This is a genomic window from Mycobacterium sp. DL, from assembly GCF_039729195.1.
GTDB classification, from domain to species: domain Bacteria; phylum Actinomycetota; class Actinomycetes; order Mycobacteriales; family Mycobacteriaceae; genus Mycobacterium; species Mycobacterium hippocampi_A.
In genome coordinates, this window is record NZ_CP155796.1 from 2377310 (window position 1) to 2395735 (window position 18426).

Here is an 18426-nt window from a genome sequence, read left to right on the forward strand (position 1 = left end):
ATCAGCGCACCTGGGTGCGACCGCGTTCGATGACCGCACTGCGGCTGGCGGCGATGTCGTCACCGGAGGCGCTCTTCATCCACTCCCGGGCCGCGTCGGCCTCGAGCCAGAGGGCGCCGCTGTTCTGTGCGTCGTCGATGCGGTGATAGGAGGCCAACAGCGCCTGCACCGATCGTTGGTTGTTGCCGACGATCGACGTGGCGATGCGGCGGGCGACGCCGAGCAGATCACCGTGCGGAACCACTTCGGTGACCAGACCGGTGCGCAGTGCGTCCTCGGCGGACAGGTAGTCACCGGTCATGCTCATCCGGCGTGCCATCCCGACACCGACCTTCTGCGGCAGGCGCACCGACAGACCCCAGGTGGGCAGCAACCCGACGCGGGCGTGGGTGTCGGCGAAGCGGGCCTGCTCGGAGGCGATCAGGATGTCGCAGTAGAGGGCGATCTCGAGTCCGCCGGTCACTGCTGCCCCGTTGATGGCCCCGATCACCGGCTTGGTCATCGGCGGCCACTTGGGGGAGATGTCGGGAAGGTCGGTGGTGTCACCCAGTTCCTTGAGGTCGAGCCCCGCGCAGAACACCGGATCGGTTCCGGTGACGATGACGACGTCGACGCTGTCGTCGGCCTGTGCCTCCCGCAGCGCCGCGTAGAACTGCGTGCGCAGCGCCGACGACAACGCGTTACGTGCTGCGGGGCGGTTCAGGGTCAGCGTCCGGATCCGGTCGCGGGTGTCGATCAGCAGGACGTCGGTGGGCGCAGAGGCGGCAGGGTTGGGCACCCGCTCACCGTATCGGCACGGGTTTTCCGGCCTATCGTGGAGACCATGTGCCGAAACATCACCGAGCTGCGGGGTCTGGAACCGTCGGCCACATCCGAGGAGATCGAGGCCGCAGCGCGTCAGTACGTCCGCAAAGTCAGCGGGATCACCAGGCCCTCGGGCGCCAACGTCGACGTCTTCGAAGCCGCGGTCGCCGAGGTCACCGCGTCCACCGAGCGGCTGCTCGCCGGTCTGCAGCCACGCCGGCAGCCGCCGAAAACGGTTCCGCCGCTGCGTCGCCCGGAGGTCCGAGCCCGGCTCAACCTCCGATGACCGCGACGCTGACCCAGCCTGCGCTCAAGGAGTGGGGTGCGGTCGTGCATGCGTTGCTCGACGGCAGGCAGACCGTACTGCTGCGCAAAGGTGGTATCCACGAGAAGCGGTTCGAGGTGACCGCATCGCGTTTCCTGCTCTTCCCGACGGTCGCCCACAGCCACGCCGATCGGGTGCGCCCCGAGCATCACGACATCCTCGACTCGGCATCGGGGGACAGCACCGCCGACGACGTCGTGCTGCGTGCCGGTGCGCGGGTGGTGGCCGCGGTCGAGGTCACCAGGCCTGAGCAGCTGGATGCGATTGCGCTGCATCACATCTGGACGTCGGACTCGGTGCGTGCCGACCGGCTCGACTTCCGGCCCAGACATCGGCTGACGGTGCTGGTCGTCTCGGCGGCTCCGCTGGTCGAGCCTGTGCGGCTGGCGCGCACGCCTGACTACCGCGGCTGCTCGAGTTGGGTGCAGCTGCCGGTCGACCCGCAGTGGGCCGCACCGGTGCACGACCAGGCGACTCTCGAGGGCGTCGCCGCCGAGGTACGCCGATCAGTCGGTTGACGGCGGGCGCTCGCCGGCGGGCAGGATCAGCCGGGTAGCGGCTCCCAGGTGGACGGTGTGCCGGGCGGTGGCGAGCCTGGTCCCGGTGGCGGCGGACTCGCCGGTGCCGAGGTTGCGCAGGAACCGGGGGTGCGAGCCGCCGGCGATGACCACCCGGATGCGGGAACCCGCCGGAAACGTATGGGCGACTGCGTCGAGGTGAAGCCGCACGGTCCCGGAATCAGGCGCCGAGGCGAGGTACCCGTCGCTGACGTTGCGTGAGCGGCCGTGCTCGTCGACCTGACTGATCCGCACGAACAGGTCGTTGTGAGGGTTGGCGCAGGAGTGTTCCAGCTCGAGCGCCGGCGTCCCGACGACGTAGAGGTCGGCGGGCAGCGGGTCGCCGGTGAACGTCAACACATCGGCGCGACGGGCCAGAGACGTGTCGTCGCGGTAGCCGCCCACCGGGGACAGCAGTCGGCCCCCGACGGTGGGTGTCGGGTCGGCGGGGTTGTAGACGAAGGTCGCTGTGTCAGACGAGGTCGCGCTGCCGGACGAGGGAACGGTGTCCGACAGCCCGCCCGACGGCTGCAGGTAGAGCTCTCGCTCGGGCATCGCGGGCGGCCAGTCGGCGAGGTCGAGCCACCCCTGGCCGTCGAGGTGGATGCGCACCGGCGCCGATCGCTGCTCGGGCGCGCCGCCCAGATGGGTGTTGAGCCAGTCCAGCGATTCGCGGATCACGGTGGCGGCGGCCTTGGTCATCATGTGGCTGTGTGTCCACGGACCGACTGTGAGGCCGGTGGTCACCCCACGGTCGCGCAGCCGGTGGTACTGATGGAGGGTCTGGTCGACGAACAGGTCCTGCCAGCCGGTCAGCAGCAGCACCGGGATCTCTGCCCGGTCCAGCGCGTCGCGCAGATTGACCTTGGCCCAGAACGGATCGTCGGCCTGCGGGTGCTCGAGCCACGACTCGAACCAGCCTGCACCGTTCCCGAGCAGTGTCCGACTGGACTCGCCGAGCGGTAGTCCCAGCGATGCCTCGGTGACCCGTCGTTGGGCGCGGGCCTGGCGCATCAGCACCCGCAACCGCCGCGGGTCTTCCTGGTTGGCGACCAGATCACTCCAGCCCAGGAAGTCATTGAGGCCGAAAGACCCCGCACCCCAACGTGGCCCGCTGGCGTCGTGAAGTCCGACGGTGATCACCGCGGCCTTCATCTCCGGCGGGGGATCGGCCAGCAGCGCCCACTGGGTGAACCCCAGATACGACAGTCCCACGGTGCCGAAGGTGCCGGTGAACCACGGCTGGTCGCGCAGCCAGGCGACGGTGTCGGCGCCGTCGTCGATCTCGTGGACCATCGGGCTGAATTCGCCGCCGGAGCCGTACGTGCCGCGCACGCTCTGGATGAGCACGTGGTAGCCGCGCGCGGCGTACACCGAGCCGAACAGCGCGGCGAACGGCCAGCCACGCCCGTACGGCCCGCGGACCAGCAGCGTGCCCACCGGCGTCGTTGTCCGGGGCGCGTAGTGGTCGGCGACCAGGTCGACACCGTCGCGCATCGGCACCAGCTGTCCACGGTCGACGACAAAATCGGTGGTCGACGGTGGCAGCTCGAGCACACTGCTGAGCTTGCGCAGGACGGATTGCTGGAGCGTCACGCTGACGAGGCTACGCATCCGGCCGACGGGGACCGGAGGTCAGTAGACGTAGAACGGGCTCAGCTCGTGCGCCTTCTGCAAGTTCGTCTGCATGCAGTCCGGGTCGGGCTCGGAGTAGATGGGGGAGTAGAACAGCGACTGCTGGATGACGCCGTAACTGGTCTTGAACGTCACCATGCAGGTGATCCACCAGCGGTTGTTCCAGTCGGTCGGCTTCATGATCCAGTACTGAGCGGCCCGGTGACCGTTGATGTCGAGTTCGACCGCATCTGCGGGCAGGGTCTGCTCGTAGGTTCGCCACACGAACGCCTCGACGGTCATCTGGTAGTTGCCCGCGTCGTACTTGCAGCGCAGGCTGTCCTCCGGCGTCGGTGGGGTGACTGCCAGCCCGATGCGCTGTACGACGTCGAGCGGGATGTCCCGGCACGGGTCGAACGGATCGGGATCCACCAGATCGATGACCGGATACTTGATGGTCGTCGACACGGCGGGCAGTGGGGCGCCGGTCGCTCTGAGCTCGATGCGGTCGGCGTTCAGTGGGCCGGCGGGGTTTGCTTGCCAGACCACCACAACTGCGGCGACCAGCGCACACAGCGCTGAGAGCAGTCGCAGCTTGGCGACCATCGCACCCCCTGATCTCGTGGCGGCGGGCACCGCCGAATGGTCCGACCCTGCCCGGGAGTGTAGCGGGCCGGGCCGCGCCGTCGGGACGGAACTTAGAACCTGTTCTAGTTGCCGGGACGGCGGTGCCGCGGCGCGCCGGTAGGCTGACGGGTTGTGACCAGTGACGACCGACGTCCGACGTTGTGGGCCGTCAGTGACCTCCATACCGGACACACCGGGAACAAGCCGGTGACCGAGTCGCTGCACCCCGCCTCACCCGATGACTGGCTGATCGTGGCCGGCGACGTGGCCGAGCGCACCGACGAGATCCGGTGGGCCCTCGACGTGCTGCGCAAACGTTTCGCGAAAGTGATCTGGATCCCGGGCAATCACGAGCTGTGGACCACCCAGCGCGACCCGATGCAGATCCACGGGAAGGCCCGCTACGACTATCTCGTCAACATGTGCGACGAGATGGGCATCGTGACCCCCGAGCACCCGTACCCGGTCTGGACCGAGGAGGGTGGTCCGGCGACCATCGTCCCGATGTTCCTGCTGTACGACTACTCGTTCCTGCCGCAGGGGGCGGGCACCAAGGCTGAGGGCCTGGCGATCGCACGAGAGCGCAACATCGTCGGCACCGACGAGTACCTGCTGTCCTCGGAGCCCTACGCCACGCGCGACGCCTGGTGCCGCGACCGGGTCGCCTACACCCGCAAACGACTCGAGGATCTGGACTGGATGATGCCGACCGTCCAGGTGAACCACTTCCCGATGGTGCGCGAACCGTGCGACGCGATGTTCTATCCGGAGTTCGCGCTGTGGTGCGGGACCACCGCCACCGCGGACTGGCACACCCGCTACAACGCCGTCTGCTCGGTCTACGGACACCTGCACATCCCACGCACCACCTGGTACGACGGGGTGCGCTTCGAGGAAGTGTCGGTCGGCTATCCGCGGGAATGGCGGCGCCGCAGGCCGTATCGATGGCTTCGCCAGATCCTGCCGGACCCGAAGTACGCGCCGGGCTATCTCAACGAGTTCGGCGGGCATTTCCAGATCACCCAGGAGATGCGCGAGCACGCCGAGACGATGCAGCAGCGGATCAAGGACCGTGCATGATCGCAGCGACGCTGCTCGCCGGGGTGCTGCCCGGCTCGGTGAACGCGTTGGCCGCCGCCGAGATGTACTCCGATCCCAAGGAACTCGCACCGCTGCCCGAAGAGGAACCGCTGATCGCCCGGTCAGTGGCCAAGCGGCGCAACGAGTTCATCACCGTGCGGTACTGCGCGCGTCAGGCACTTGTCGACCTCGGCTTGGAGCCGGTGCCGATCCTCAAGGGGGACAAGGGCGAACCGTGCTGGCCGGCCGGGGTCGTCGGCAGTCTGACCCATTGTGAGGGCTTCCGCGGGGCCGCTGTCGGTCGTCGCGAGGAGGTCCGCTCGGTCGGCATCGACGCCGAACCTCACGGCGTGCTGCCCGACGGAGTGCTCGACGCGATCAGTCTGCCCATCGAACGGCACGAACTGCGGGCCATGCCCTCGGGGGTGCACTGGGACCGGGTGTTGTTCTGCGCCAAGGAGGCGACCTACAAGGCGTGGTTTCCGTTGACGCACCGGTGGCTGGGCTTCGAGGACGCCCACATCGTGTTCGACGTGGACGACTCGGGTCAGAGGGGAACCTTCACCTCGGAGATCCTGATCGACCCTTCCGCCGAATCCGGGCCGCCGCTGACGGCCCTGTCGGGTCGTTGGTCGGTGCAGAACGGGATTGCCCTGACGGCGATCGTGCTGTGACCCCGGAGGGCAGGAGCGCAGCGACCCGGGAAGGGGTGACCGAGCCGGGACTCGTCGTCGTCGACAAGCCGGGCGGGCTCACCAGCCACGATGTGGTTGGCCGATGCCGGCGACTCTTCGGCACCCGCAAGGTCGGGCATGCGGGGACGCTGGACCCGATGGCCACCGGTGTCCTCGTCATCGGGATAGAGCGTGCGACCAAGATCCTCGGGCTGCTGACGGCCACCGACAAGTCCTACTTCGCGACGATCCGTTTGGGGCAGACGACGTCCACCGAAGACGCTGAAGGCGAAGTCCTGCAATCGGTTTCGGCCGCCGCGGTGACCGAGAGCCAGCTCGAATCGGCGATCGCGCCGTTGCGTGGCGGGATCGACCAGATCCCGTCGGCGGTCAGCGCGATCAAGGTCGACGGCAAGCGTGCCTACCAACTGGTGCGCGACGGCCAGACCGTCGAATTGAAGCCGCGTCGGGTCAGGATCGACCGATTCGAGGTGCGTGAGGTGCGGCGGGAGGTCGGCCTTCCCGGTGTCGTCGACGTCGATGTCGACGTGGACTGCACCAGTGGCACCTACATCCGCGCCCTCGCCCGGGATGTCGGCGCCGCACTCGGTGTCGGCGGGCACCTGACCGCGCTGCGGCGCACCCGTGTCGGGGCGTTCGGGCTCGAGCAGGCCCGCACCCTGGAGCAGTTGGCCGATGATCCGGCGCTGTCGTGCACGCTGGACCAGGCGTGTCTGCAGGCGTTTCCGCGCCGCGACCTCACCGAGAACGAGGCGATCGATGTCGGCCACGGCCGGCCGTTGCAGTCGGCGGGTGTCGACGGGCTGTACGCCGCAGCGGCGCCGGACGGCCGGGTGATGGCCCTGCTGGAGGACGCAGGTGCCCGTACCAGAAGCGTTGTCGTGATCCGGCCCGCGACGCTCCAGGGGTAACACGCCGGCGGCGTCGACGATGAACATCCGTGCGGATTTCACGGAGAACTCGAACAGGCGCGGCGGTAATGGTGGCAGGGGTACTCGCGGCGGTGAGCGGCGTACCGACCGCCGCGGCGCTGCCGGAGGCGTTCCCGGACCTGGACGGCTACCCGGCTGTCGATCCGGGTCCCTACCAGGTGTTCGGTGCGCACCCGAGCAGTTCGGGCTGGGCATTCAGCACGCCGTCGGGTCTGCAGTGCCGCAACAGCCTCATCCCCGATCTCGGGGTGGTCTGCTTCGGGCCGGTTCCCGGAACCCAGCAGGGTGTCGATTCGGTGGGGGTGTCGCTGACCCGCGAGGGCACGTTGATGACGACGGACGACACCGGCACTGACGCCGACCCGTATCTACTGCTGCCGACGGGTTCGAAGTTCGCTGCGGGCAACGGCGTCGAGTGTGCCGTGATCAGCGACACCTCCCTGGCGTGTCTGGCGCGCAAACCCGACTCCTGGGCTGCAGACACCCCCGACCCGCCCGATCGCCACTATGGCGAGCACGGTTTTGTCGTCCAGCCCGAAGGCACCTGGACCTTCTAGGTGTAGAGCTCTTCGAACTTCTCGATCGACTTCTCGATGTCGCCCTTGACCGCGCGGACCGCCGCGGACCCGATCGGGCCGAACAGCGGCGCCCCGCCGAGATCCATGCGCACGGTGAACTTGCAGCCGTCGGCGGCCGAGGCGACCTTCATCGCGAGCTTGTATCGGGTGCCGCCCACGCCTTCGCCGCTGATCTCCATCTCCGAGGGCGGATCGAACTTGCGGATCGTCCAGGTCACCCGGTTACGCATGCCTTTGGCGCCCGCGACACCCACGACCTTCTCGCCGACCTCCAACTTGTCCGGCAGGTCCGAACGCCAACCCTGATGCATCGTCATCCAGTCGCCCAGCGTGGTCAGATCCGAGGCGTGCGCCCACGCCTCCTCCGGGGGGAGCGCCAGCGTGCGCGACAGCTCTAGTTTCGCCATGACCGAATCCTCCTACGCTATGACCCAGATTGCTTGTGCAGCAGGGCTTCCCAGGTCGACAGTGGTCTCGGCATCCCCCTCGACAGGCGGGTTGCCCGGGTTCTGCACGGCCACCGAGATCATTCCGGCGAAGTCGCGCCGCGCCACCACCCGCAGTCGGGAGTCCAGGCTGATCCCGACGGTGTCGAAGTATCGCAGCATCTCCGGGTCGGCATCGGAGATCCGCGCAACGGTTCCGGCGTCGCCGTCCTGGCACACCGACAGTTGACGCGCCGGCGGGGTCGGGACCTGACCGTCGGCGGCCGGAATCGGATCACCGTGCGGATCACGCGTCGGATACCCGAGCTTGGCATCGATCCGGTCCAGCATCCGGTCGGATACCGCGTGCTCGAGGACCTCGGCCTCGTCGTGCACCTCGTCCCAGCCGTAGCCGAGTTCGTTGACCAGGAAGGTCTCCATCAGTCGGTGCCGGCGGACCATCGCCAACGCCGCCCGTCGTCCCGCGTCGGTCAGCGTGACCGCGCCGTACTTCTCGTGATCGACAAGGCCCTGATCGGCGAGCTTGCGGATGGACTCCGACGCGGTGCTGGCCGAGACGCCGATGCGGTCGGCGAGCAGCTTGGTGCTGACCTTCTCGTGCGACCACTCCTGGGCGGTCCAGATCACTTTCAGGTAGTCCTGGGCGACCGTCGTCAGGTCGCGGGGGGTGTCGTCAGGACTCACAAGCACAAAGTTTAGGCAATCATCACCTGATCTGGTGGTGCTGCTGGGCCGGTGTTGCACTCGGGCCGTAGGCTAGCGACGTGCAGCGCTGGCGGGGGCAGGACGAAATCCCCACCGACTGGGGCCGATGTGTCGTCACGATCGGCGTGTTCGACGGTGTCCACCGAGGTCACCAGGAGCTGATCAGTCGTGCGGTGAAGGCGGGACGGTCGCGCGGTGTCCCGACGGTTCTGATGACCTTCGACCCGCACCCGATGGAGGTCGTCTTTCCCGGTAGTCACCCGGCTCAGCTGACCACTCTGACGCGGCGCGCGGAGCTGGTCGAGGAGATGGGGATCGACGTCTTCCTCGTCGTGCCCTTCACCACGGACTTCATGAAGCTCACCCCGGACCGCTACGTCCATGAGCTGCTGGTCGAGCGACTCCACGTGGTCGAGGTCGTGGTCGGGGAGAACTTCACTTTCGGCAAGAAGGCCGCCGGCAACGTCGGGCTCCTCCGCAAGGCGGGGGAGCGGTTCGGATTCGCGGTGGATTCGCTGTCGCTGGTCGCCGAACACCACCGGGACGAGACCGTGACGTTCTCCTCGACCTACATCCGGTCCTGTGTCGACGCCGGTGACATGGTCGCGGCCGCGGAAGCGCTGGGCCGCGCGCACCGGGTCGAGGGCGTGGTGGTCCGCGGGGACGGGCGCGGCAAGGTGCTCGGCTATCCCACGGCGAACGTCGCCCCGCCGATGTACTCGGCCATCCCGGCCGACGGTGTCTACGCCGCCTGGTTCACCGTCCTCGGGCACGGACCCGTCGTCGGTTCCGTCACGCCGGGCGAGCGCTACCAGGCCGCGGTGTCCGTCGGCACCAACCCGACCTTCTCCGGGCGCACCCGCACCGTCGAGGCGTTCGTCCTGGATACCGCGGCCGATCTGTACGGCCAGCATGTGGCGGTCGACTTCGTCGCACGCCTGCGCGGTCAGGAGAGATTCGATTCGGTGGCCGACCTGGTGACGGCGATGGGCGCCGACACCGAACGCGCGCGCACCATCCTGGCCGCGCGCTGACCCCTAGCTCGTGGCAGCTCAGCGGATTCGCCGGGGTGCCGGCCGCGCTGCTAAACTCCCACCTCGACACGGCGCGTGCTGCAGTTCGCGGTGGCCGCGCCCGTTGGATGCTCCAGTGGAGCTTTTCCGACGCCCTGATCGCGGACCGATGTGATGGAGTTGTTTCGTGGCGCTCACCGCCGAACAGAAAAAAGACATTCTCGGCCAGTACGGCCTGCACGACACCGATACCGGTTCTCCGGAGGCCCAGGTCGCACTGCTGACCAAGCGGATCGTGGACCTCACCGAGCACCTGAAGACCCACAAGCACGACCACCACTCGCGACGGGGTCTGCTGCTGCTCGTCGGCCGTCGTCGCCGGCTGCTGAAGTACGTCGCTCAGGTCGACGTCCAGCGCTACCGCTCGCTGATCGAGCGCCTCGGCCTGCGTCGCTGACCCTGGCCCCATGCGAACCCTGTTCGTGATCACGTCGGTCGCGATCATCGCAGCGGGGGGATTGGCCGGTTGCCGTTCGGCGGCCACCGCCGACGTGGTTGTGGGCGACTGCCTGGAAACAGGTGGTCCACCCGACCGGCCGGAGGCGAGGAAAGTGCCCTGCGGCACGGCCGAGTCGAACTACAAGGTCGTCGCCGTGGTCGAGGAGACCGACGAATGCCCGACCGACGTCGACTCCTACTACTCGATGGGCAGTTCGTTCTCCGATTCGCGAACCACCGTGTGCCTGGACATCGACTGGGTGGTCGGCGGGTGCATGAGCATCGCCCGGGAGACCGGCGAGGATCCGGTGCGGACCGAGTGCGATGACACGGCGGTACCCGGTCGTCAGCGGGCCACGCAGATACTGGACGACGTCGCAAGCGCCGACCTGTGCGCCAGCGGGCTGGGCTACGCCTACGACGAACGCGACTTCACGGTGTGTGTGGAAGACGTGGCGTGACGGTTCTGCCCCCACGCGGCACGTGCCCCGGATTAGGGATTACGCACACAGCGGGATGTACGATGGGTGCGTTCGCCAGCCGTATGGCGCGAGCAACCGGGTGCGGTCCGCGCAGAACCGCGTGCGCCGTTCCCGCGTGACACGACTGACACCGCCCGATCGTGCGGTCTTCGGTAGTGGCTGCCGGAGGTACTCCGGCCGCTTCGACTGACGGCCGTCGACGCATCCGGGCCTGTCGCGAGACACTTGAGGTTGTCCGTAACCGACAGCCTTCAGCGCGCAGTGATCACGCGAAACAGCTGAATGATGACCCAGAGAGGCCGTACGGACGTCTATGTCTGTAGTTGAAATTGAGGACGGCGTGTTCGAATCCACCGCCGTGATCGACAACGGGAGCTTCGGCACCCGCACCATCCGTTTCGAGACCGGTCGGCTGGCCCAGCAGGCCGCCGGCGCCGTCGTCGCCTACCTCGACGACGAGACCATGCTGCTGTCGGCGACCACCGCCAGCAAGAATCCGAAGGATCACTTCGACTTCTTCCCGCTCACGATCGACGTCGAGGAGCGGATGTACGCCGCCGGGCGGATTCCCGGCTCCTTCTTCCGCCGTGAGGGCCGCCCGTCCACCGACGCCATCCTCACCTGCCGACTGATCGACCGGCCGTTGCGCCCGACCTTCGTCTCGGGTCTGCGCAACGAGATCCAGGTCGTGGTCACCGTCATGAGCCTTGACCCCAAGGATCTGTACGACGTGCTGGCCATCAACGCCGCGTCGGCATCCACCCAGATATCCGGACTGCCGTTCGCCGGCCCGGTCGGTGGCGTGCGGGTCGCGCTGATCAACGGCCAATGGGTTGCGTTCCCGACGGTCGAACAGCTCGAGGACGCCGTGTTCGACATGGTCGTCGCGGGCCGCAAGGTCCAGGATGCCGACGGCAAAGACGACGTGGCGATCATGATGGTGGAGGCCGAGGCGACCACCAAGGTCATCGAGTTGGTGGCCGGTGGTGCCACCGCTCCCACCGAGACCGTCGTCGCCGAAGGGCTCGAGGCTGCCAAGCCGTTCATCGCCGCGCTGTGCACCGCCCAGCAGGAGTTGGCGGGCGCCGCGGGTAAGGAGACCCGCGACTACCCGGTGTTCCCCGACTACCAGGACGACGTGTTCTACGCAGTGTCCTCGGTGGCCACCGAGGAGCTGTCCAAGGCGCTGACCATCGCGGGCAAGGACGAGCGCAACTCCCGTACCGATGAGATCAAGGTCGAGGTGCTCGAGCGTCTGGGTGACACCTACGCCGGCCGCGAGAAGGAGATCGGCGCGGCCTACCGGTCGCTGACCAAGAAGCTGGTCCGCCAGCGGATCCTCACCGACCACTTCCGCATCGACGGTCGCGGCGTCACCGACATCCGCGCGCTGTCCGCCGAGGTGGCCATCGTGCCGCGGGCCCACGGCAGTGCGCTGTTCGAGCGCGGCGAAACCCAGATCCTGGGCGTCACCACCCTCGACATGGTCAAGCTGGCCCAGCAGATCGACTCGCTGGGGCCGGAGAAGACCAAGCGCTACATGCACCACTACAACTTCCCGCCGTACTCGACCGGTGAGACCGGTCGGGTCGGGTCGCCCAAGCGGCGCGAGATCGGCCACGGCGCGCTCGCCGAGCGGGCGCTGATGCCGGTGCTGCCGAGCGTCGAGGAGTTCCCGTACGCGATCCGTCAGGTGTCGGAGGCGTTGAGCTCCAACGGCTCCACATCGATGGGATCGGTGTGCGCCTCGACCATGTCGCTGCTCAACGCCGGGGTGCCGCTGAAGGCTCCGGTCGCCGGTATCGCGATGGGCCTGGTGTCCGACGACGTCGAGGTGGACGGAAAGACCGAGCGTCGCTTCGTCACCCTGACCGACATCCTGGGCGCCGAGGATGCCTTCGGTGACATGGACTTCAAGTGCGCAGGCACCAAGGACTTCGTCACCGCGCTGCAGCTCGACACCAAGCTCGACGGCATCCCGTCTCAGGTCCTCGCCGGCGCGCTGGCGCAGGCCAAGGAAGCCCGGATCACCATCCTCGAGGTGATGGGCGAGGCGATCGACGAGCCCGACGAGATGAGCCCCTACGCGCCGCGCATCACCACGATCAAGGTGCCGATCGACAAGATCGGCGAGGTCATCGGGCCCAAGGGCAAGATGATCAACTCGATCACCGAGGAGACCGGTGCGTCGATCTCCATCGAGGACGACGGCACCGTGTTCGTCGGCGCCTCCAACGGGGAAGCAGCGCAGGCCGCGATCGACAAGATCAACGCGATCGCCAACCCCCAGCTGCCCAAGACGGGCGAGCGGTTCCTCGGAACCGTGGTCAAGACCACCGACTTCGGTGCGTTCGTGTCGCTGCTGCCGGGACGGGACGGACTGGTGCACATCTCCAAGCTGGGCCGCGGCAAGCGGGTCAACAAGGTGGAGGACGTCGCCAAGGTCGGCGACAAGCTGCGGGTCGAGATCGCCGACATCGACAACCGGGGCAAGATCTCGCTGGTCCTCGTCGCCGAGGGTGACTCAGCCGAATCATCTCCCGAGTCCGAGCCCGCGTCGGTAGATGCCGCGACCACCAGCAGCTAGCTCGGGGTCGCTGCGGAAGGGACGTCGCAACGATGACACGTCCCTCGCGGTGCGCCGCACCGATCTGCCCGGTGGCCTGCGTGTGGTCACCGAGCACATCCCGCACGTCCACTCGGCCTCGGTCGGGGTGTGGGTCGGTGTCGGCTCCCGCGACGAGGGCCGTAGCGTGGCCGGCGCCGCGCACTTCCTCGAGCACCTGTTGTTCAAGGCGACGCCGACGCGCACTGCGGTGCAGATCGCGCAGGCGGTCGACGCCGTCGGCGGTGAGCTGAACGCGTTCACCGCCAGGGAGCACACCTGTTACTACGCGCATGTCCTCGACGCGGATCTGGCGCTGGCCGTCGATCTGGTCGCCGACGTCGTGCTGAACGGGCGCTGCGCACAGCACGACGTGGACATCGAGCGCGACGTCGTGCTCGAGGAGATCGCGATGCGCGACGACGACCCGGAGGACACGCTCGGCGACCTCTTCCTGTCGGCGATGTTCGGCGACCACCCGGTCGGCCGTCCGGTGATCGGCAGCGTGGAGTCGATCTCGACGATGACACGCGCGCAACTGCACTCGTTCCACGTCCGCCGCTACACCCCTGACCGGATGGTCGTCGCCGTCGCCGGAAACGTCGACCACGACGAAGTCGTCGGCCTGGTGCGCGAGCACTTCAGTGCGCGGTTGGTGCGCGGCCGGTCTCCGCTGGCGCCGCGTAAGGGAACCGGGCGCGTGCCGGGCAATCCGACCCTGCAGCTGGTGAGCCGGGACGCCGAGCAGACCCACCTGTCGATGGGGGTACGAACCCCGGGACGGCACTGGGACCACCGCTGGGCACTGTCGGTGCTCAACACCGCACTCGGTGGCGGGCTGAGTTCGCGTCTGTTCCAACAGATTCGGGAGACGCGCGGGCTTGCCTACTCGGTGTACTCGACGGTGGACACGTTCGCCGACAGCGGCGCACTCTCGATCTACGCCGGCTGTCTGCCCGAGCGGTTCGACGAGGTCGTTCGGGTGACGACCGACGTGCTCGCCGATGTGGGCCGCGACGGGATCACCGCCGACGAATGCCGAATCGCCAAGGGGTCGATGCGCGGCGGGCTGGTGCTGGGCCTCGAGGACTCGGGGTCGCGGATGAACCGCATCGGGCGCAGCGAGCTGAACTACGGAGAACACCGCAGCATCGCCGATACCTTGGCCCACATCGACGCCGTCACCCTCGACGAGGTCAACGCCGTGGCGCGACTGCTGCTCTCCCGCCCGTTCGGCGCGGCGGTCCTCGGGCCGGTGCGCGGGAAGCGGTCGTTGCCGAAGGCGCTGCAGACGATCGCGGGTTGATCGCCTAGCCTCGTCTGCGTGACCTCGCTGTCCAGACGGCGCCTTGTTGTCGGGGGACTGTCACTCGCTGCGCTGGCGGCATGTGCTGATCCCACCGTGCTGGCCGGGCCGGACGATCCCAACCCGCCGGTGCCGCCGACCGACCAGCGGATCGAAGCACTCGAGCGGCAGTACAACGTGGTTGTCGGTCTCTGGGCGGTCGATGTGGCGAGCGGTCGGTGGCTGGCCCACCGCGCCAAGGAGCGTTTCGCCCTGTGCTCGACCTTCAAGACCTACGCCGCCGCCGCGATTCTGCAGAGGGCCGAACGCGGCGAGCTATCGCTGACCGATGCGGTCCGGGTCGAGCCGACCGACATCATCTCCCACTCGCCGGTGACCGGGACACGGGTGGGAGCGACGATGACGCTGGCCGAGCTGTGCCAGGCGACGTTGCAGGTCAGTGACAACGCCGCGGCGAACCTTCTGCTCCGGGTGCTCGGCGGACCGCCCGCGATCACCGATCTTGCGCGCAGCATCGGTGATGAGGAGTCCCGCCTGGACCGGTGGGAGACCGAGTTGAACTCTGCTGTTCCCGGCGATCCCCGCGACACGACCACGCCCGTCGCAGTGGGCGTCGGCTACCGCAACCTGCTGACCGGCGGGGCGCTCGGTGACGAGAACCGCCGTCGTCTCGAGGGCTGGATGCGGGCCAATGAGACGTCGAGCATGCGCGCTGGACTGCCCGCAGGGTGGACGAGCGCGGACAAGACGGGCAGTGGCGATTACGGAACGACAAACGACATCGGTGTCGCCTACGCGCCCGACGGGCAGCGGTTACTTCTGTCGATCATGACGACGACGGCCGCAGACGATCCGGATGCGCCGAACCAGCGTGCGCTGATCGGCGAACTGGCCGCGCTCGCCGTCGCCGATCTATACAAGCTGCAGTGAGTCGTCGCGCTGCAGAACGAAGAAGTACGGCGCCTTGATCCCGCGCAGGTCCATCGCGCCGAGGACCGTCCGGTCGTCGAGCAGTCGGAACACGTCGTTGATCGGCAACTGGTCGTACACCATCGTCGCGGTGTCAACGCCGCGGTAGCGGGTGGTGCGCAGCCGAGCTTTGGGCCCACGCGCCTGAAGCGCGGGCTTGAGCCTGGTGATGGTGCCCGCAAAGCTCTGCTTCTTCAGTGCCGGGATCTTGGTGGCCAGACCGAGTCCACCGAACGCCAGCGCCGGGTTCAGCGGCCACAACGCGGTGCGGTCACCGGTGGGAAACAGCAGCGGGTGCACGGTCTCGGCGTCCACGAACGCCTTGCCCCACCAGCCACTGGCCGCCAGCATGCCGTCGAGCGGATGGTTGGTCGGCAGCTCTGCGCCGTGCCAGGTGCCGATCATGAATTCGGAGTCCACAGCCGGCAGTGAATCGAACAGCGTCAGTGCCTCGGCCGTCGTGGTCGGGGCATCAGGAAGGACGTCGGTGAGCGAAAGCATGCCCAGACTCTACTTGACACCTGTCAAATCCGGCACACTATTGGATGTGCGGTCAGACAGTCCATGCCCCTGCGGCAGCGGTGATCCCTTCGGCCGTTGCTGTCTGCCGCTGCACACCGGGGACCGGGAAGCCCAGACCGCGGAGCAACTCATGCGGTCGCGGTACACCGCCTTTGCGACCGGGGACGTCGACTATCTCTGGCGCACCTGGCATCCCCGCACCCGCCCGGACCGCGTCGACGACGCCGGACTGATCTGGACAGGACTCCACATCATCGACTGTGTCGCGGGCGGGCCCGGCGACCAGACGGGCGAGGTCGAGTTTCGCGCGCGGTACCTCGACAGCCAACGAACCGGGACGCTCCATGAGCGGTCCCGGTTCGCTGTGAGAGCCCGTCGGTGGTTCTACCTCGACGGGGAGTTGTTCAGTTAGGTGTACCGACCACGGACGTTAGGGACGGCGTGGCGTGGTGACATGAAGAAGACCTCCGAGTGAAGTGCGAGCTGTCTAGGAACACACCACTCACTCTGGAGGTCTTCGTGGTCCACCGTAACGCCCCGCTGTCAGAAACCGGTCGCCTGCGCCTGGCTCGTTGCATTGTTGAGGACGGCTGGTCGCTGCGCCGAGCCGCCGAACGGTTCCAGGTCGCGGTCACCACCGCCCAGCGGTGGGCGCAGCGCTACCGCCAGGAGGGGCCGGCTGGGATGGCTGACCGCAGCTCACGGCCCCATCGCAGCCCCAATCAGACCCCGACGCGCACCGAACGCCGCATCATCAAAGTCCGGGTGCTGCGCCGGTGGGGCCCGGCCCGAATCGCCTATCTGCTGGGCCTCAACGTGTCCACGGTGCATCGGGTCTTACGCCGCTACCGAGTCGCGCGATTGCGATGGCTGGACCGCCCGACGGGGCGTGTCATCCGCCGAATGGAGTCCGCTGCTCCCGGCGATCTGGTGCATGTCGATGTCAAGAAACTCGGCAAGATCCCCGCCGGCGGCGGCTGGCGCAAACTGGGCCGCACGGCGGGCAACCGCAACTCCAACGCCGACAAGAGCAGCGGGGTCTTCAGCAAGTACCGCAACCCGGTGCGCGGCTATCACTTTCTGCACACCGCCCTTGATGCCCACTCCCGGCTGGCCTACTCGGAAATGCTGACAGATGAACGCAAAGAAACCGCCGCAGAGTTCTGGACCCGGGCCAACGCCTGGTTCCTAGAGAACGGCATCGCTGTGCGAAATGTGTTGACCGACAATGGCTCCTGCTACAGATCGCACGCGTTCCGTGATGCGCTCGGCGACATCAAGCATCGCAGGACCCGACCCTATCGACCGCAGACCAACGGCAAGGTGGAGCGATTTCACCGCACCCTTGCCGATGAATGGGCCTACGTGCGGCTCTACACCAGCGACGCCGAACGTTGCGCCGAGTTCCCGCTCTGGGTGCATCACTACAATCACCACCGCGGCCACACCTCACTCAAGGGTCAAGCACCCGCCAGCCGCGTATCTAACCTCTCAGGTCAGTACAGTTAGGCCAGCAGGTCGGCGGGGTCGGTGAACGGGAGGTCGAGATCGGCGGCCACCTGTTCGGACAGCAGCGCGCCCTCGTGTGTCGACAGGCCCTTCGCCAGCGAGTCGTCGGCAGCGCAGGCGGCCTTCCGGCCCTTGTCGGCGAGTTTGAGCACGTACGGCATGGTGGCGTTGGTCAGCGCGAACGTCGAGGTCCGCGGTACCGCACCGGGCATGTTGGCAACGCAGTAGAACACGGTGTCGTGGACGGCGAAGGTGGGATCGTCATGGGTGGTGGGCCGGGAGTCCTCGAAGCAGCCGCCCTGATCGATGGCGATGTCGACCAACACCGCACCCGATTTCATCTGCGCGACAGTCGAATTGGTGACCAGCTTGGGCGCCTTGGCGCCGGGCACCAGCACCGCGCCGATCACCAGGTCGGCTTGCTTGACCGCGTCCTCGAGTTCGAGCGTCGACGAGTAGCGGGTCTCGATCGCGCCGCCGTACTCGGCGTCGATCTTGCGCAGGATGTTGATGTTGAGGTCGAACACGGTGACATGAGCGCCCATGCCCCACGCGACGGCGGCCGCGTTGTCACCGGCCATTCCGCCGCCGATGACGACGACCTTGGCCGGTGCGACGCCGGGGACGCCGCCCATCAGCACACCGCGACCGCCCTGGGTGCGCATCAGGTGGTATGCGCCGACCTGTGCGGCGAGGCGTCCGGCGACCTCGCTCATCGGCGCCAGAAGCGGAAGCGCACCGTCAGCGGTCTGCACGGTCTCATAGGCGATCGACGTGGTTCCCGAGGCCATCAGCGCATCGGTGCAGGGTTTGGACGCCGCCAGGTGCAGATAGGTGAAAAGCGTCTGGCCCTTGCGCATCCGGCTGTACTCGGCCTCGATCGGCTCCTTGACCTTGAGCAGCAGGTCGGCCTCGGCCCACACTTCGTCGGCGGTGTTGATGACCTGCGCGCCGGCGGCCTTGAAGTCACTGTCGGAGATCGCCGAGCCGGCGCCGGCGCCGGCCTGCACCAGAACGTCATGACCGCGGCGGGTCAGCTCGGCCACGCCTGCCGGGGTGATGGCGACGCGGTACTCGTTGTTCTTGATCTCGGTCGGGATGCCGACACGCATGATCGCTCCTCAGAATCGTGGTGGGTTGCGTTCAATTGTGAAGAACT

The 18426-nt window shown here is 67.6% G+C and carries 21 protein-coding genes; 14 read left to right on the top strand and 7 right to left on the bottom strand.

The genetic code is table 11. The annotated features are described in order from the left end of the window. Window position 1: 1 nt before the first annotated feature. A complete protein-coding gene (locus ABDC78_RS11415) occupies window positions 2-778 on the bottom strand; it encodes an enoyl-CoA hydratase (protein ID WP_178362322.1) in 777 nt (258 codons plus the stop codon). 45 nt (window positions 779-823) lie between these two features. Between ABDC78_RS11415 and ABDC78_RS11420 the strand changes: the two genes are divergently transcribed. Then, window positions 824-1090: a DUF2277 domain-containing protein gene (locus ABDC78_RS11420; RefSeq protein ID WP_178362323.1), complete on the top strand. Its 267-nt coding sequence runs from the start codon at window positions 824-826 to the stop codon at window positions 1088-1090. Further along, complete coding sequence (locus ABDC78_RS11425) at window positions 1087-1647, top strand: DUF1802 family protein (RefSeq protein ID WP_178362324.1); 561 nt, start codon at window positions 1087-1089, stop codon at window positions 1645-1647. Before ABDC78_RS11420 ends, ABDC78_RS11425 begins: the two co-directional genes overlap by 4 nt. On the opposite strand, the gene ABDC78_RS11430 is transcribed toward ABDC78_RS11425, so the two are convergent. Further along, window positions 1636-3282, bottom strand: coding sequence for a CocE/NonD family hydrolase (locus tag ABDC78_RS11430; protein ID WP_347133433.1), 1647 nt, complete (start codon window positions 3280-3282; stop codon window positions 1636-1638). The two genes, ABDC78_RS11425 and ABDC78_RS11430, sit on opposite strands and share 12 nt — an antisense overlap. Window positions 3283-3321: 39 nt before the next feature. Further along, a complete protein-coding gene (locus ABDC78_RS11435) occupies window positions 3322-3906 on the bottom strand; it encodes a DUF3558 domain-containing protein (protein ID WP_178362402.1) in 585 nt (194 codons plus the stop codon). A gap of 153 nt (window positions 3907-4059) precedes the next feature. Between ABDC78_RS11435 and ABDC78_RS11440 the strand changes: the two genes are divergently transcribed. The 4 genes from ABDC78_RS11440 to ABDC78_RS11455 all read left to right on the top strand — a co-directional run bounded on the left by ABDC78_RS11440 (window position 4060) and on the right by ABDC78_RS11455 (window position 7191). Beyond that, window positions 4060-5007 carry a metallophosphoesterase gene (locus ABDC78_RS11440; RefSeq protein ID WP_178362326.1) on the top strand — a complete coding sequence of 316 codons (948 nt, stop codon included), beginning with the start codon at window positions 4060-4062 and terminating at the stop codon, window positions 5005-5007. Beyond that, on the top strand, window positions 5004-5681 hold the full coding sequence (locus ABDC78_RS11445) for a 4'-phosphopantetheinyl transferase (RefSeq protein WP_178362327.1): 678 nt from the start codon (window positions 5004-5006) through the stop codon (window positions 5679-5681). The genes ABDC78_RS11440 and ABDC78_RS11445 overlap by 4 nt, the downstream gene beginning before the upstream one ends. A 35-nt stretch (window positions 5682-5716) precedes the next feature. Beyond that, the gene (gene truB, locus ABDC78_RS11450; RefSeq protein WP_178362328.1) at window positions 5717-6613 is read left to right on the top strand and encodes a tRNA pseudouridine(55) synthase TruB; all 897 of its coding nucleotides are present in this window, start codon (window positions 5717-5719) and stop codon (window positions 6611-6613) included. A gap of 140 nt (window positions 6614-6753) precedes the next feature. Continuing rightward, the gene (locus ABDC78_RS11455) at window positions 6754-7191 is read left to right on the top strand and encodes a hypothetical protein (RefSeq protein WP_178362403.1); all 438 of its coding nucleotides are present in this window, start codon (window positions 6754-6756) and stop codon (window positions 7189-7191) included. Here ABDC78_RS11455 and ABDC78_RS11460 read toward each other — a convergent pair. Both ABDC78_RS11460 and mntR read right to left on the bottom strand, forming a co-directional pair. Next, window positions 7188-7619 (bottom strand): SRPBCC family protein, encoded by a 432-nt coding sequence (locus ABDC78_RS11460; protein WP_178362329.1) that lies wholly within the window; start codon window positions 7617-7619, stop codon window positions 7188-7190. The two genes, ABDC78_RS11455 and ABDC78_RS11460, sit on opposite strands and share 4 nt — an antisense overlap. Before the next feature lie 12 nt (window positions 7620-7631). Continuing rightward, window positions 7632-8342, bottom strand: a complete 711-nt coding sequence (gene mntR / locus ABDC78_RS11465; protein ID WP_178362330.1) for a manganese-binding transcriptional regulator MntR — start codon at window positions 8340-8342, stop codon at window positions 7632-7634. 80 nt (window positions 8343-8422) lie between these two features. Between mntR and ABDC78_RS11470 the strand changes: the two genes are divergently transcribed. The 6 genes from ABDC78_RS11470 to bla all read left to right on the top strand — a co-directional run bounded on the left by ABDC78_RS11470 (window position 8423) and on the right by bla (window position 15197). After that, entirely contained in the window at window positions 8423-9397 is a 975-nt protein-coding gene (locus ABDC78_RS11470) for a bifunctional riboflavin kinase/FAD synthetase (protein WP_178362331.1), read from the top strand. A 166-nt stretch (window positions 9398-9563) separates the two neighbouring features. Beyond that, a complete protein-coding gene (gene rpsO, locus ABDC78_RS11475; protein WP_178362332.1) occupies window positions 9564-9833 on the top strand; it encodes a 30S ribosomal protein S15 in 270 nt (89 codons plus the stop codon). A 10-nt stretch (window positions 9834-9843) separates the two neighbouring features. Beyond that, window positions 9844-10335, top strand: a complete 492-nt coding sequence (locus tag ABDC78_RS11480; protein WP_178362333.1) for a hypothetical protein — start codon at window positions 9844-9846, stop codon at window positions 10333-10335. 334 nt (window positions 10336-10669) lie between these two features. After that, window positions 10670-12943, top strand: a complete 2274-nt coding sequence (locus tag ABDC78_RS11485; protein WP_178362334.1) for a polyribonucleotide nucleotidyltransferase — start codon at window positions 10670-10672, stop codon at window positions 12941-12943. Next, window positions 12921-14267 (top strand): pitrilysin family protein, encoded by a 1347-nt coding sequence (locus ABDC78_RS11490; RefSeq protein WP_178362335.1) that lies wholly within the window; start codon window positions 12921-12923, stop codon window positions 14265-14267. The genes ABDC78_RS11485 and ABDC78_RS11490 overlap by 23 nt, the downstream gene beginning before the upstream one ends. An 18-nt stretch (window positions 14268-14285) precedes the next feature. After that, window positions 14286-15197, top strand: a complete 912-nt coding sequence (gene bla / locus ABDC78_RS11495; protein ID WP_178362336.1) for a class A beta-lactamase — start codon at window positions 14286-14288, stop codon at window positions 15195-15197. Here the strand turns inward: bla and ABDC78_RS11500 are convergent. Further along, window positions 15180-15737: a DUF4334 domain-containing protein gene (locus tag ABDC78_RS11500; protein WP_178362337.1), complete on the bottom strand. Its 558-nt coding sequence runs from the start codon at window positions 15735-15737 to the stop codon at window positions 15180-15182. The genes bla and ABDC78_RS11500 overlap by 18 nt on opposite strands. A gap of 46 nt (window positions 15738-15783) precedes the next feature. On the opposite strand from ABDC78_RS11500, the gene ABDC78_RS11505 reads away from it, so the two are divergent. Further along, window positions 15784-16170, top strand: a complete 387-nt coding sequence (locus tag ABDC78_RS11505; RefSeq protein ID WP_178362338.1) for a YchJ family metal-binding protein — start codon at window positions 15784-15786, stop codon at window positions 16168-16170. A gap of 107 nt (window positions 16171-16277) precedes the next feature. Beyond that, a complete protein-coding gene (locus ABDC78_RS11510) occupies window positions 16278-17267 on the top strand; it encodes an IS481 family transposase (protein ID WP_347133434.1) in 990 nt (329 codons plus the stop codon). Here ABDC78_RS11510 and ald read toward each other — a convergent pair. Continuing rightward, window positions 17264-18379, bottom strand: coding sequence for an alanine dehydrogenase (gene ald / locus ABDC78_RS11515; RefSeq protein WP_178362340.1), 1116 nt, complete (start codon window positions 18377-18379; stop codon window positions 17264-17266). The two genes, ABDC78_RS11510 and ald, sit on opposite strands and share 4 nt — an antisense overlap. Window positions 18380-18426 lie beyond the last annotated feature (47 nt).

Excerpts from the sequence above, each read along its gene's own strand:
- ABDC78_RS11420 (WP_178362323.1), top strand. The coding sequence starts at position 824 with ATGTGCCGAAACATCACCGAGCTGCGGGGTCTGGAACCGTCGGCCACA.
- ABDC78_RS11425 (WP_178362324.1), top strand. The coding sequence starts at position 1,087 with ATGACCGCGACGCTGACCCAGCCTGCGCTCAAGGAGTGGGGTGCGGTC.
- ABDC78_RS11435 (WP_178362402.1), bottom strand. The coding sequence starts at position 3,906 with ATGGTCGCCAAGCTGCGACTGCTCTCAGCGCTGTGTGCGCTGGTCGCC.
- ABDC78_RS11445 (WP_178362327.1), top strand. The coding sequence starts at position 5,004 with ATGATCGCAGCGACGCTGCTCGCCGGGGTGCTGCCCGGCTCGGTGAAC.
- ABDC78_RS11460 (WP_178362329.1), bottom strand. The coding sequence starts at position 7,619 with ATGGCGAAACTAGAGCTGTCGCGCACGCTGGCGCTCCCCCCGGAGGAG.
- ABDC78_RS11480 (WP_178362333.1), top strand. The coding sequence starts at position 9,844 with ATGCGAACCCTGTTCGTGATCACGTCGGTCGCGATCATCGCAGCGGGG.
- ABDC78_RS11485 (WP_178362334.1), top strand. The coding sequence starts at position 10,670 with ATGTCTGTAGTTGAAATTGAGGACGGCGTGTTCGAATCCACCGCCGTG.
- ABDC78_RS11490 (WP_178362335.1), top strand. The coding sequence starts at position 12,921 with ATGCCGCGACCACCAGCAGCTAGCTCGGGGTCGCTGCGGAAGGGACGT.
- ABDC78_RS11500 (WP_178362337.1), bottom strand. The coding sequence starts at position 15,737 with ATGCTTTCGCTCACCGACGTCCTTCCTGATGCCCCGACCACGACGGCC.
- ald (WP_178362340.1), bottom strand. The coding sequence starts at position 18,379 with ATGCGTGTCGGCATCCCGACCGAGATCAAGAACAACGAGTACCGCGTC.